The 15,792-nt window shown below is 35.9% G+C and carries 9 protein-coding genes; all 9 read left to right on the top strand.

What is annotated here, in order from left to right:
- The first annotated feature begins 11 nt into the window (after window positions 1-11).
- Window positions 12-2,066: a S9 family peptidase gene (locus ACQUQZ_RS04510; RefSeq protein WP_435353561.1), complete on the top strand. Its 2,055-nt coding sequence runs from the start codon at window positions 12-14 to the stop codon at window positions 2,064-2,066.
- 61 nt (window positions 2,067-2,127) lie between these two features.
- Complete coding sequence (locus tag ACQUQZ_RS04505; RefSeq protein WP_435353560.1) at window positions 2,128-5,235, top strand: VPS10 domain-containing protein; 3,108 nt, start codon at window positions 2,128-2,130, stop codon at window positions 5,233-5,235.
- A gap of 226 nt (window positions 5,236-5,461) precedes the next feature.
- The gene (locus ACQUQZ_RS04500) at window positions 5,462-7,324 is read left to right on the top strand and encodes a glycoside hydrolase family 44 protein (protein WP_435353559.1); all 1,863 of its coding nucleotides are present in this window, start codon (window positions 5,462-5,464) and stop codon (window positions 7,322-7,324) included.
- Between the two features lie 70 nt (window positions 7,325-7,394).
- Window positions 7,395-8,327, top strand: coding sequence for a glycoside hydrolase family 43 protein (locus ACQUQZ_RS04495; RefSeq protein ID WP_435353558.1), 933 nt, complete (start codon window positions 7,395-7,397; stop codon window positions 8,325-8,327).
- Between the two features lie 544 nt (window positions 8,328-8,871).
- Complete coding sequence (gene tnpA, locus ACQUQZ_RS04490; RefSeq protein WP_435353557.1) at window positions 8,872-9,333, top strand: IS200/IS605 family transposase; 462 nt, start codon at window positions 8,872-8,874, stop codon at window positions 9,331-9,333.
- Window positions 9,334-9,379: 46 nt separating this feature from the next.
- Window positions 9,380-11,068, top strand: a complete 1,689-nt coding sequence (locus ACQUQZ_RS04485) for a GH39 family glycosyl hydrolase (RefSeq protein WP_435353556.1) — start codon at window positions 9,380-9,382, stop codon at window positions 11,066-11,068.
- Window positions 11,069-11,075: 7 nt separating this feature from the next.
- Window positions 11,076-11,843, top strand: coding sequence for a hypothetical protein (locus ACQUQZ_RS04480; protein ID WP_435353555.1), 768 nt, complete (start codon window positions 11,076-11,078; stop codon window positions 11,841-11,843).
- A gap of 1 nt (window position 11,844) precedes the next feature.
- A complete protein-coding gene (locus ACQUQZ_RS04475) occupies window positions 11,845-14,616 on the top strand; it encodes a TonB-dependent receptor (protein ID WP_435353554.1) in 2,772 nt (923 codons plus the stop codon).
- Between the two features lie 4 nt (window positions 14,617-14,620).
- On the top strand, window positions 14,621-15,790 hold the full coding sequence (locus tag ACQUQZ_RS04470) for a DUF4249 domain-containing protein (RefSeq protein ID WP_435353553.1): 1,170 nt from the start codon (window positions 14,621-14,623) through the stop codon (window positions 15,788-15,790).
- Window positions 15,791-15,792 lie beyond the last annotated feature (2 nt).

Raw genomic sequence — 15,792 nt, 5'->3', positions numbered from 1 at the left:
ATCAAACCTCTATGAAAAAAATATTTGCTACTATTCTTCTATCGCTGACCAGTTTCTATTGGGTCATTGCCCAACAAAATGCGTCTGTCAGTTTTGAACAATTTTTATCGCTTCGGCAATGTGGTAGTCCTGTTATTTCGCCCAATGGCGAGAATGTTGCTTTTACAGTAACCTCAACCGATTGGAAAGAAAATGGCTATGATACCGAAATATGGCTGTCACTGAAAGGTGAAGAACCATTTCAACTCACTCGTACATTGAAAGGCAGTAGCACTGCCCCGAAATGGTCTCCTGATGGAAATTGGCTGTCATTTTTAGCAGATAGAGGCGACAAAACACAGATTTTTGTCATCAAATTGATTGGTGGAGAAGCTCAGGCAATTACAAAAGAAGAAGAGGGAATTCTAAATTACGAATGGTCACCAAAGGGTAAATCATTTGCTTTTACAAAAAATGAACCTGAAAGTAAAAAGCTAAAAACAACCAAAGAACGATATGGTGGATTTGCATTCGATGATGAAGAATTTACACTTTCACATCTATGGATGATTGATTTTCAACCAGATATGATGCCCTCGCCCAACGAAAAACCTTGCTATGATTCAAAAGATTCTTTGAAGAAAAAAGATTGTATCAGCTTACCAAAAGCCACAAGGCTGACCGATGGGAAATTTACTGTCACCAGTTTTGGCTGGTCGCCAGATGGTAGCAAAATAGCATTTAATCATCAGCCCAATCCATTGATAAATTCTTCTAAAAAATCTGATATTTCAATCATAGATATAGCCTCAAAAAAGATTGACGTATTAGTCAAAAATCCAGCGAATGATTTCTTCAGCCTATGGTCGCCTGATTCTAAAGAAATTTTATATGAAAGCTCTGTAACTGATACATTATCAAACTTTTACAAAAATAATCGAATTTTTAGAATACCGATTGTTGGAGGAAATGCGGAAGAATTAGCAAGTAATTTTGACGAACAAAAAAATACCATTGATTGGAATACTGAAGGCATTTTCTTTCAAGCTACGCAAAGAGCTTCTGGCATTTCATTGTTCAAATTAAATCCAACTACCAATAAATTTGTACAAGTAACTGGCTTGCCTGATTTTATGGGTTCTGTCAGTTTTACCCTTGATGGAAAAAAACTGGCATTTACTGGCAGAACTGCCACTGCTTTGCAAGAAGTTTATAAATCGCTCGATGGAAAGTTGATAAAGCTTACCAATTTTAATAAACAAATCGAATCATGGAATACCCCTGTAAGTGAAGTTGTCAAATGGAAAAGCAAAGATGGTACCGAGATTGAAGGTGTTTTACATAAACCAAGAAACTTTGACCCAAGCAAAAAATATCCATTATTGGTGGTTATTCATGGCGGGCCAACTGGCATAGATTTTCCTACACCAGTGCCTGTCTCTGTATATCCAATAATCGAATGGATAGAAAAAGGGGCAATAGTTTTAAGACCAAATTATCGTGGTTCGGCAGGATATGGTGAAAAATTCAGGTCTTTGAATGTCAGAAATTTGGGCGTGGGCGATATGGAAGATGTCATGTCGGGTGTTGATTTTTTGGAAAAACAAGGCTTTGTTGATTCAAACAAAATGGGTTGCATGGGTTGGAGTCAAGGAGGCTATATCTCAGCATTTTTAACAACCAATACCAACCGTTTCAAAGCGATTTCGGTGGGAGCAGGTATTTCTAATTGGGTTACTTATTATGTCAGCACAGATATTCATCCATTTACTCGTCAATATTTACAAGCAAATCCTTGGAAAGACCCTGAAATTTATAAGAAAACCAGTCCAATGACCAATATTTTAAATGCAAAAACGCCAACTTTGATTCAACATGGGGAGTTTGATAGAAGAGTGCCGATTTCAAATGCGTATGAATTATTACAAGGTTTACAAGATGTGGGTGTGCCAGCACAATTGGTTGTTTATAAAGGTTTTGGGCATGGCATCACAAAACCAAAAGAGCGATTAGCAGCTTTGTGGCATAATTATCAATGGTTTGGTAAATATGTTTTTGGTGAGAATATTGAAGTGCCTACCGAATAAACTTATCAAAAGTTTACTATTTATTGACAAATACCTAAACGAATCCTAAAACCTTCATCCAATGAAAAAGAATATTTATTATTTACTTATACTATTGCTCTGTGGCAATATCTCTATTGCACAACAGCAGAAGTCCAGTACCTCTTTATCGTTTGAACCTTCTATTTATGAAGGAATAAAATGGCGAGAATTAGGACCTTTCCGAGGAGGACGTTCGTGTACGGTTACAGGTGTAAAAGACAAACCCAATTTATATTACTTTGGTGCAGTTGGTGGAGGCGTTTGGCGGTCTAATGATGCAGGTCAAACTTGGGGAAACATTTCTGACAATTATTTTGGTGGAACTATTGGTGCAATTGCTGTTGCTGAAAGTGATCCAAATGTAATTTTTGTAGGTGAAGGCGAGCAAACTTTACGTAATAATGTTGCGGCTGGCTCAGGCATCTGGAAATCGACTGATGCAGGCACAACTTGGAAACATGTTGGCTTGCCTGACTCAAAGCATATTTCTCGTATTCGTATTCACCCAAAAAACCCTGACTTGGTTTATGTAGCTGCCATGGGAAATTTGTGGAAACCTAACGAAACCAGAGGTATTTTTCGTAGCAGTGATGGCGGACAAACTTGGAAGAAGATTTTATATATCAATGACAAAGCAGGAGCGGCCGATTTAGTGCTCGACCCAAACAATCCCCGCATCATGTATGCCAGTATATGGAATATGTCCCGCAATGGCTATCGTATGGATAGCGGTGGGCCTGATTCTAAACTTTGGAAAAGTACCGATGGTGGAGAAACTTGGGAAAACCTTTCTGATAAACAAGGCATGCCTAAAGGTATCAATGGCATTATTGGTGTTACGATTTCTCCAAAAAATTCAAATCGAGTGTGGGCAATTATAGAAAATCAAGAAGCAGGTGGTGTTTATCGCTCAGATGATGCAGGTAAAACTTGGGCAAAAATCAACCAAGACCGTGCTTTATTACAAAGAGCTTGGTATTATTGCCGCATTTATGCCGATTCTCAAAATGAAGATTTGGTTTATGTAATGAATGTGAGCTATGGAATTTCGAAAGATGGTGGAAAAACCTTTGAGTTAAAAAATGCTCCACACGGCGACCATCACGACCTTTGGATTGACCCTAACAATAACCAACGAATGATTATAGGAGATGATGGTGGAGCTCAAGTATCGAATGATGGTGGAAATAACTGGACAACTTATCACAATCAACCAACGGCACAATTCTACCGAGTCTCAACCGATAATCATTTCCCTTACCGCATTTATGGGGCTCAACAAGATAATACAAGCGTCAGAATTCCGCATCGTACAGGTGGAAATGCGGTTACAGAAAAAGATTGGGATGCACTCTCTATTGGTGAAAGTGCCCATTTAGCTCCCGATCCACTCAACGATGATGTTGTTTTTGGTGGAGATTACAAGGGTTATATGACCATGCAAGATATTGCCACTGGACAAGAACGCTCAACAAATGTCTATCCTGACCTTCCTGCTGGCTCTGGTGCAGAGGTGATGAAATACAGATTTAACTGGAATTACCCCGTTTTTTTTAGTCCACATAATCCTAAAAAATTATATGCTTGCTCAAACTATTTGCACGTAAGTTATAATGGAGGCGAAAGTTGGGAAGTCATTAGTTCAGATTTGACAAGGGGCGAACCCGAAACCATTAAATCTTCAGGCGGCCCTATTACGCAAGACAATACTGGGGCAGAATACTATGCCAATATTTTTGCCGCCACCGAATCGCCTTATACCGAAGGCGAAATCTGGACTGGTTCAGACGATGGCTTAGTTAATGTAACCACTGATGGAGGCAAAACTTGGAAAAACGTTACACCACCTACTTCGCCCAAGTTTAATATGATTAACGCCGTAGAAGTAAATCCATTTGTGAAAGGTGGGGCTTATATCGCCGCCACATCCTACAAATTCGGCGATTATACACCCTACATCTACAAAACATTAGATTATGGCAAAACTTGGACTGTGATTACAAAAAATATTCCCAAAGAAGAATTTGTACGAGTGGTCAGAGCAGACCCAAAGCGTAAAGGTTTGCTTTATGCAGGCACCGAAAAAGGGATGTGGGTATCATTTGATGATGGCGAAAACTGGCAGAAATTACAACTCAATTTACCTCCTGTACCGATACATGACTTGGCTGTAAAAAATGATAATCTTATCGCAGCTACACATGGACGCAGTTTTTGGCTCATTGATGACCTTACACCATTACACCAACTCAACAACGAAATTGCTTCAAAAGAGAACATTTTATATAAACCAATGACCACCTATCGCATGGCAGGAAGCAACCGAAGAGAGGCGAATATGGAAGGTGAAAATCATCCTAATGGCGTAATGATTCATTATTTTATTAGAAAATATGATGAAAAAACAGAAGTTAAAATTGATATTTTAGAAAGTGATGGCGATACTATTCGCACTTTTAGCAACAAGGCGAAAGAAAAAGCAAATCTATTAACCACAAAAGCTGGCGGTGGTCGCTTTGTTTGGGATATGCGTTATACAGGTTATAAAACTTTCCCTGGAATGGTGTTTTATGGCTCGCCTAATCAAGGGCCAAAAGCTGTTCCTGGCAAATATCAAGTGAGATTTACTGTAAATGGACAATCACAAACCCAAGAATTTGAGATTATCAAAGACCCACGTTTGAAAACTACACAAGAAGATTTTCAAGCACAATTTGATTTCTTGATGAAAGTCCGCAACAAGGTAACGGAAGTCAATGAAGGCATTATCAACATACGCAAAATCAAGGAAGATTTAACTTATTTGAAAGGAAAAATGGCGGAAGACCCCAAAAATAAAGATATAAATGATGCTATCAAGAAGTTTGAAAGTGAACTCAAGACGATAGAAAATGATATTCACCAAACAAAAAATAGCAGTGTACAAGACCCGCTCAACTATGGTATCAAGCTCAATAACCGACTTGCCCATTTAATGTACGAACAAGCACAAGGTGATTACCGTCCAACCAAACAAGGCGAAGAAGTACGAGAGAAACTGACGCAAGAAGCTGACAAAGAAATAAGTAAACTCCGAAACTGTATTGACAATAACCTCATCAAAATCAACCAAATGGCAAGAGAAAAAGGCACTCTTTTTGTAAATTAATATCTAAAACTTTCAAAAATAAATCTTCAAAAGCTTTGACGAGACATTTCTTATCAAAGCTTTTTTTAATTCAATTTCTTTTTTTTTTACAATTTATCTCTTCTAAAATCCATTTCGGGAACGTTCCCGATAACGTTTGCGTAAAATAAGTCTTGAAAAAAATTGATTAAAAGTAAGAATTAGGGTAGATTTAAATCTATTTTAAAGAAGTTTTCAACCTTATTCTATGAAAAACACCTTTGTGATAGGCATTATTCTGTGCTTATCACTTACCTCTTACGCTCAAGTAACAATCAAAATCGACCCAAATGCCGAACAGAAAAGTGTGTCTCCCTATTTATATGGGAGAAACAACTCACTTTCCACCGACCCTGGTAAAGTTTTGAACATTAATTGGACATTATTGAAAGATGCAGGTGTAACTTTCTTCAGAGAAAATGGTGGAAATAATGCCACCAAATATAATTGGCGAAGAAAACTATCCAGCCACCCAGATTGGTATAATAATGTTTATGCCAATGACTGGAGTAGTGCAGCTAAAGCTCTTCAAGCAAATATGCCTTCGGCACAAGGAATGTGGGGATTTCAGCTAATTGGTAAAGCTGCCAAAACAAATGCTGCCAATTTTGATGACTGGGGATATAACAAATCACAATGGTGGGAAGGAGTCAACCAAAATTTAGCAGGTGGTGGATCACTCAACAAAACAGGTTCAAAAGCAGCAATAGAAGGTAATACAGATTTGTATTTAGAAAATTGGCCTGCCGATTCTACCGTTGATATTTTAAACAATTGGTTTGGAAGTTTAGCACTTGATCAATCAAAATTGCAATACTGGAACATGGACAATGAGCCCGAAATCTGGAGTGGCACGCACGATGACCTATTTTCAACGCAGCCATCTGCTGAAGATTTTATGCAAAAATATTTTGCGGTTGCCAAGAAAGCTCGTACTACATATCCAAATATAAAATTAGTTGGCCCTGTCACAGCCAACGAGTGGCAGTGGTACAGATGGGGTTCGGCAAATATAACCGCCGATGGAAAAACCTACCCGTGGCTTGAATATTTTATCAAACGCATTGCCGAAGAGCAAAAAACAAGTGGTATTAAGCTATTAGATGTTTTAGATATTCATTATTACCCATCCAGCAAAATTACAACAGAAGTCGTACAATATCATCGAGTTTTCTTTGACAAGAACTATGTTTATCCTGAAGCAAATGGTGTGCGTACAATCAATGGAGGCTACGACACAGGGCAAACCAAAGAGTATATTTTTGCAAGATGTAATGAATGGTTAGAAAAATATTTGGGAGTAAATCATGGCGTGAAATTAGGTTTGACAGAATCAGGAATCGCTCTCACAGACCCCAATGCAGTAGCAGTTTGGTACGCCTCTACTTTAGGTGAATTTATGAAAAATGAAGTTGAGATTTTTACACCATGGAATTGGAGCGTTGGTATGTGGGAAACACTTCATTTATTCAGCCGTTATAACAAAAAAATAAGCATCAAAGGACAATCTTCTGAAGAAGAATTTGTATCTGCTTACCCTACGATTAATGCAAAAAAAGATTCAATGACGGTCGTTTTAGTCAATCGTTCTACAACTACAACAAAAAACACAACTGTAAACTTTGATAATTTTACTATCAGTGATAAAAATGCCAAATCGCTGACTATCAAAAACTTACCAACAACTGAAACATTTGTTTCGCATACACAAAATGCTTTGGCAAGTAATAGTTTGGCTGTTTTAGATAATATAATTTCGGTTTCCTTGCCTCCTTTGTCGATCACTTCAATACAACTAACTGGGAAGGTTGAGAATTATATAGCGATTGTTTTGGCCAATGAAAAAACGCACGAAAGTGAAACTTTTAATATTTTCCCCAATCCAAGCCAAGAATTTTTAGAAATAAATATAGAAGGAAAAGCTCAAATTTTCAATGTAAAATCCCAGGAAATAAAGGTTTTCCAAGAAGGAAATAAAGTAAAAATAAACGATTTACAAGAGGGCATTTATTTTATCAAAATCACCAATAAAAAAGGTGAAATTTTTAGCAAGAAATTTATAAAAAATTAGTAGGACGGATTTCATAATCAGTCCATCATCTTCCAATATAAACGGCATTTATTTAGTCAATATCATTCCAATGAATAAAATAGTATTTAGGTTCATTTTTCTTTTTCTCCCAACATTTGCGTTTGCCCAAAAGGACGTATATCTATTCTCCTATTTTGTCGATAATGGCCAAGATGGGTTACATTTTGCCTACAGTAAAGACGGCCTTTCTTGGGAAACGCTGAGCGAGGGTAAATCTTTTCTAAAACCCGAAATAGGCAAAGATAAATTGATGCGTGACCCTTGCATCATCCAATCGCCCAATGGCACATTTCAAATGGTTTGGACGAGTGGTTGGCACGACCAAATCATTGGCTATGCTTCTTCAAAAGATTTGGTTCATTGGTCGGAACAACAAGCCATTCCAGTAATGGAACATGAACCAACCGCCAAAAACTCGTGGGCTCCTGAAGTGTTTTATGATGATAAAAAGAAAAATTACCTTATTTTCTGGGCAACAACTATTCCAGGGAGACACGGCGATGTGGCCGATTCAGAAAGAGAAAAAGGCCTAAACCATCGTATTTATTATACAAAAACTACTGATTTCAAGACATTTAGCAAAATAGAAATGTTTTTCAATCCAGATTTCAGTGCGATTGATGCTACTATTTTGAAAGATGGTAAAGCATATTATATGTTTATTAAAAATGAAAACCCAAATCCACCACAAAAGAATATCAGAATTGTAAAATCTAAAAAAGCGAGTTTATTTCCAACTAATCAAGTTTCAGAACCTATTACAGGGAAATATTGGGCAGAAGGACCAACTTCGATTAGAATCGGTGAATATGTTTATGTGTATTTCGATAAATATATTGACCATAAATATGGTGCGATTCGCTCAAAAGACATGAAAACTTGGGAAGATATTTCTGATAAGGTTAGTTTTCCAAAAGGCTTGCGTCATGGAACAGTTTTCAAGGTTTCGGAGGCTGTTTTTGAGGGCCTATTAAAAAGGTAAATTATATATGCCGAGCCTACGGCTCTCAAATTAAAATCTATAATTCTATGCCCACGGATTAAAATCCGTGGCTACAATATTGTTCAAGCCTAACGGCTTTTAAAAAATTGATAAATTTAATTAAATATTGAGTCTAAAAAGTTCCAATAGGAACAAGCCATTTGGTAGCAACGGATTTTAATCCGTTGAAATAAAAAACATAAATCAAATTTAGAACGACCACAATATTGTTCAAGCCTAAAGGCTCTTAAAAAATTGATAAATTTAATTAAACATTAAGTCTAAAAAGTTCCGATAGGAACAATCCATTTGGTAGCAACGGATTTTAATCCGTTGAAATAAAAATATAAATCAAATGTAGAGCGACCACAATATTGTTCAAGCCTAAAGGCTCTTAAAAAATTGATAAATTTAATTAAATATTGAGTCTAAAAAGTTCCGATAGGAACAATCCATTTGGTAGCAACGGATTTTAATCCGTTGAAATAAAAATATAAATCAAATGTAGAGCCATCGGCTCGACATATATAATATCCCCACATAAATGGCAAATACTTACCACCAAATATATATACAAACAGTTTTTGCTGTTAAATATCGTAAAGCAATAATTGATAAAACATGGCAAAATGAGTTATTTGGTGTAATTGGAAACTTAATAAATGAAACAGGTTGTAAAACAATAATAGTCAATGGTGTAGAAGATCACGTTCATTGCTTAATTGGATTAAAACCTGTAATATCTGTTTCAGAATTGATGAAATCTGTAAAAGCAAAATCCTCTAAATTTATTAATGACCATCTCTTAACTCCAGAACGTTTTGAATGGCAAGAGGGCTATGGTGTCTTTTCATACAGTCAATCTCAATTGGATGAGGTCTATAAATACATTCAAAATCAAGAAGAACATCATAAAAAACGAACATTTAATGAAGAATATTTAGGTTTTTTGCAGAAATTTAAGGTAAATGATGATGAACGATACATTTTTGAGGCTTTGATTTAATATATACCAAGCCTAACGATTTTAAAAATATTTAACCAAATTTACATTGAAAAAGATACTCTTTCCCCTACTGGTTATTTTCATTTCCTTGCAAAGTTTTGCTCAAAAACTAAGCATTGAAAAAACAACAATCAATATTGATTTTAATAAAAACATTGGCGAAATGTATCCTTTTTGGGCATTTTTTGGAGCCGACGAACCAAACTATGCTTATATGAAAGATGGTAAAAAACTTCTTTCAGAGTTATCAGCTATGAGTCCTGTGCCCGTGTATTTTCGAGCTCATAATTTATTAACTTCTGGGCATGATACCCTTAATTTAAAATGGGGTTCGACTAATGTTTATACCGAAGATGCCAATGGAAACCCCATCTATGATTGGACTATCGTTGATAAAATTTTTGATACTTATCTACAACGTGGTATCAAACCTTTGGCACAATTTAGCTTTATGCCAGAAGCTCTCTCGACTAAACCTCAACCTTATGAACATCATTGGCAACCTGGCATGCCTTATGATAAAGTATATACAGGCTGGACTTATCCACCAAAAGATTATAAAAAATGGGCAGATTTAGTCTATGAATGGGTCAAGCACTCAGTAGCAAGATATGGAAAAGCCGAAGTTGAATCTTGGTATTGGGAGCTTTGGAATGAACCAAACATTGGCTATTGGAGCGGAACGGTGCAAGAGTATTGCAAATTATACGATTATACTGCCGATGCCGCTAAAAGAGCGTTGCCCACAATCAAAATGGGTGGGCCAGAAACTACAGGCCCAAGTTGGGTGAAAGCAGGTGATTATTTAAAAACCTTTCTAAATCACTGTCTATCAGGCACTAACTATGTTACTGGTAAAATCGGTTCTCCACTTGATTTCATAAGCTTTCATGCCAAAGGTTCACCAAAAATTGTTGATGGGCATGTGCAAATGAACATGGGAACGCAGCTAAGAGATATTTCCGAAGGTTTCAAAATTGTTACCTCTTTTCCTAAATTCAAAAACCTACCAATTATCATTGGCGAGTCCGACCCAGAAGGTTGTGCCGCTTGTGGCATGAAAACCAACCCACAAAATGCCTATCGAAATGGCACGATGTATTCAAGTTATACTGCCGCTTCTTTTGCTAGAAAATATGCCCTTGCCGATTTTTACAAAGCAAATTTGCTTGGTGCAGTAAGTTGGTCGTTTGAGTTTGAAAACCAACCTTATTTCTACGGTTTCCGTGATATGGCGACTAACGGCATTGATAAACCTGTGCTGAATGTTTTCCGAATGTTTGGTATGATGTCGGGTAAACGTGTAGAAGTCAAAGGCAATCAAAATTATAATTTTACGATGGTGCGTGACTCAAGTGTCAGAGGCAAAAAAGCCGATATTGATGCACTTGCCAGCAAAGATGCCCGCTCGGCGGCGGTCATGCTTTGGCACTATCATGACGATGATTTAATGACAGAAAATGCCAATATTGAGGTAAACTTAAAAGGTTTACAAGCAAAAACAGTCAATTTTCATCATTATCGCATTGATAATGAAAATAGCAACTCTTATGAAGTTTGGAAGAAAATGGGTTCTCCTGAGAATCCAACAAATGAACAAATTGCAATTTTGGAAAAGGCGGGACAACTAACATTATTGACTTCGCCAAGCTATCTAAAAACAATAAATGGTGAATTAAAACTCAATGTTTCCTTACCTCGGCAAGGTGTTTCTTTACTAAAATTTGATTGGTAATTCAAAAATGTTACGTTTAAAAAATCATCAAAACCAACGAATCTTGCGTATGAAATCATTTGTTTTGGTTTGGCTTTTATCTTTTTTTAGCCATCGTTTAATAGCACAATTGAAAACAAACGATAGCATTTTTCTCCAAAAAGCTATAAATCATTCAGTGGCATTGTATCATCTATCATTGGGCGATCAATCGGGGCTTTATAATGGCAGTCAATATGTAGGTTATTCATTTACATTTAAAGAAGGCGGTCAGCCCTATTTTTATAAAGATTATACAAAAGGCTCTATTATTTATGACCAAGTGCTTTATTACAATATTGATTTGCTTTATGATGAGGTGGCCGATGTGCTTATATTGAAAGATGGCGTTCGTTATATACAACTAATCAATAATAAGATTTCTCGCTTCACAATTGGAAGCAATGCTTTTGTTCAACTTGCAAAAGAACCTACAAATATGATTAAGTCAGGCTTTTATCATATACTGTATGAAGGTAGTATAAATTCTGTATTTAAGCGAGAAACCAAAACTATCAATGAAGTATTGAATTCATTTGAAGGTATCCAAAGGTTCATTAAAACCGAACAATATTATACTATCAAAAATAACAATCAATATTATTTAGTCAATCGAAAAAAAGATGTTTTAGCTATTTTTAAAGACCACAAAAAGGAAATTCAGCAATATATCAAAAGCAATAAACTGAACTTTAAAAAGGAAAGAACTAATTTCCTCATAAAGGTATGTACCTATCATGACCAGTTAAGCAATTAGCATGAAACAACACTATATATATTTACTTTTTGTGATGTTTTCTTTGTGTAAAATTCAATCTTTTGCACAAAAAGACTCATTGTATCCTATTACTTTAGAGTTAAAAAAGGCGAATATAAATGAGTTTGTAAAGCACGTAGAAAAACAAACGAATTTGTATTTCTACTATGATATTTCGGAGTTTGATAGTCTCGCCATCGACATTGTAGTGAGGCAGCAACCCATAAGAAAAGTATTAAACCAAATTTTCGAAAAAACAGCTTTTCAATATATCATTGATGAAGAATCACGCATTTTTCTCACCAAAGGGCGTATCCTAAATTTATCAATTCCTACTGATTTTTTTATTAGTATAAATGAAAATAAAACAAAGAAAATACAGTCCGATACCAATAACATTGATAATCTCGAACCACAACAAAAGGCAATTTGGGAAAACAAATTGTATGAAATTGGCAAAAAAACCACAAAAAACATTCAAAAAACTTATAATATATCAGGTTTTGTTAAAGACGCTGCCAATGGCGAAGCCGTCATAGGTGCTTCGGTTTTTATCGAAGAGCCACGCATCGGAATATCAACCGACCAAAATGGTTATTATACGCTCAACTTGCCCAAAGGTCGGCATACACTGCAAATCCGAAGCATAGGCATCAAAGATACCAAGCGACAAATTTTTATTTATGGTAATGGCAAATTCAATATTGATTTGGCTGGAACGGCTGTCATTTTAAATAATGTGACGATTACTGCTCAAAAAGAAAGCAATATAAAAAGCACACAAATGGGTGTGCAGAAAGTAGATATAAAAGCTATCAAACAAGTACCTGTTGTATTTGGAGAGGCCGATATTCTCAAAGTTATCACAACTTTGCCAGGTGTAAAAACAACGGGCGAAGCCAGTACAGGACTTAATGTAAGAGGTGGGTCTGCCGACCAAAATCTTATTTTATTCAACGATTCACCCATCTATAATCCTTCTCACTTTTTTGGAATGTTTTCGGCATTTAACCCCGAAATAGTAAAGGATGTGGAACTCTTCAAAAGCAGTATTCCTGCACGATACGGCGGTCGATTATCGTCGGTACTAAATATCAATACACGAGAAGGCAATAAAGAAAAAATCACTGGTTCGGCTGGAATCGGCCTACTTACAAGCCGATTAAATATTGAAGGGCCACTTAGTAAAGGAAAAACTTCGTTTATTTTGGGTGGACGAACAACCTACGCCAATTGGCTTTTAAACCTTTTGCCCGACCCTTATAAAGGCAGTAAGGCTTCATTTTACGACATTAACCTTGACATTACTCATGAAATCAACAAAAAAAATAATATTTATCTGACAACTTATTTAAGTCAAGACCACTTTAATCTTAACAGTGATACACTTTTTGGGTATGGCAATAAAAATGTTTCTTTAAAATGGAAACATACATATAATAATCAATTAAGTAGCACTTTCGTAGGCGGCTTTACCAATTATAAATACCAAATAAACAGTCAAAAATTACCTTTAAGTGCTTATTCACTTGGTTTTGACATCAACCAAGCTTTTTTCAAAGCACATTTCAATTATTATCTTAGTCCAAAACACACGCTTGATTTTGGACTCAATTCGCTTCATTATCAATTACATCCTGGTTCGTATCTACCATCAGGCAATGAGTCTTTGGTAAAACCCGACATAATTGCTACAGAACAAGCCATTGAAAGTGCTTTGTATATCAGCGATTCTTACACCATCAACGATGCTCTTACCCTTGATGCTGGCATCAGGCTTTCCGTGTTCAATTATCTTGGTCCACATGATGTAAACACTTATTCGGAAGGATTGCCCCGAACTGAAAACACTTTGGTTAACACCATTTCGGATTCAAAAAGTAATGTTCTCAAAACATACTCAGCTCCAGAATACCGAGCTTCAATGAGATATACTTTCAATGATCATTTTTCATTAAAAGCAGGCTTTAATACACAACAACAATACATTCATTCTATTTCAAATACTGCGTCTATTGCCCCTACTGATGTTTGGAAATTAAGCGATACCAATATTAAGCCGCAACACGGAAGTCAGATTTCATTAGGTGCTTATAATAATTTTAAATCTAATGCGATTGAAACTTCGATAGAAGTCTATTATAAAAATATCCAAAATTTCTTAGATTATAAAAGTGGGGCTCAATTAATCATGAATCACCACATCGAAACCGATGTCATTGCTACCAAAGGAAAGGCATACGGCATTGAATTTTTGATTAAAAAAGTAAAAGGTAAACTAAACGGATGGGTAGGTTATACTTATTCAAGAATTCTCTTAAAACAAGACGACCCTTTGGCTGGAGAATTGATAAATAAAGGCAAATTTTATCCTGCCAATTATGATAAACCACATGATGTAACGCTCGTGGGAAATTATCGTTTTAGTCATCGTTTTAGTGTTTCACTCAATACTACTTATAGCACAGGTCGCCCACTTACGCTCCCTGCTGGAGTATATAATTATGCAGGAGCAATTCGTACCTTATATTTAGAACGAAATGCTTACCGAATACCCGATTATTTTCGTACAGATTTTTCGATGAATCTTGAAGGAAATCATAAAATACACCAAAAAACACATAATTCGTGGACACTCGGAGTTTATAATATTACGGGTCGAAAAAATCCATATTCGGTCTATTACATTTCAGAAAATGGTCAAACCAATGGGTATAAGCTTTCCATATTTGGAAGTGCCATACCATTTATCAATTACAATATTAGGTTTTAGATATATGAATAAAATACTTTTTTTTATACTCATTTTGGCAATAATAGTGGCTTGTAAAGAAAAATACAATTCACCAGTTATTTCACCAGAAACAGGGTATTTGGTAGTAGAAGGAGCGATAAACAGTGGCTCTGGCACTACTGACATATCTTTGAGTCGAACCACGCAATTAGATAGTCGGCAAACATTACATGAACTCGGTGCAATTGTAAAAGTAGAAGCCGAAGACAAAACTTTCAATTTATTATCAGAGAAAAAAGAGGGACATTATCTTGCCAACAACTTAAATTTAAATATTAACAAAAAATACAGACTTTATATAAAAACAAAAAGTGGTAAAGAATACCTTTCTGATTTCGTTGCTGTAAAAAACAATCCTCCGATAGACAGCATCAGTTGGAATCGTGAAGACGATGGTGTGCATTTATTTGTAAATACACATGACAACACCGGAAATACCCGCTATTACCTTTGGGAATATACCGAAACATGGGAGCATCAAGCTGATTATAAGTCATATATAAAATATGAAGTGAGTGGACCATCAAATAATAAAACCTATAAGGTTGTTTATCGGAATCCCGACAACAACAACTATTTCGATAGTAGCATGTATTTTTGCTGGCAAAACTTCACCTCTGCTCAACTATTGATTGGTACTTCTATCAAGTTAAGTCAAGATGCGATCAATCTTCCGATTACTTTTATTCCGCAAACTTCTGTCAAATTGAATGCCCTTTATAGCATCAATGTTAGGCAACAAAGTTTAACTAAAGAAGCTTACGAATTTTTAGATTTAATGCGAAAAAATACTGAAATGACAGGTACCATTTTCGATGCACAACCTTCGATTTTGTATGGTAATATTCACAGCATAAGTGATCCAAATGAACCCGTCATTGGTTATGTTTCTATTTGTTCAATTCAAGAAAAAAGAATTTTTATCAACCCAAAACAAGTCCCTAATTGGCATTATAATTCTAACTGCAAAGAAACCACTTTTAGGAATAATAGTATTGTCATTCGAGACCAAGCTTTAGGTTTTATACCTACCAATGTGGTACCATTATTAGCTCCTTTTCCGACAATTGTATCCTACTTTGCAGCTCCACCAGAATGCGTTGATTGTAGGTTAAGTGGCACGAATATTAAACCTGCCTTTTGGCCAAATTGATA

The sequence above is a fragment of the Emticicia sp. SJ17W-69 genome, from assembly GCF_051209875.1.
Classification (GTDB): domain Bacteria; phylum Bacteroidota; class Bacteroidia; order Cytophagales; family Spirosomataceae; genus Emticicia.
This window is presented reverse-complemented; position numbering and strand designations above follow the sequence as displayed.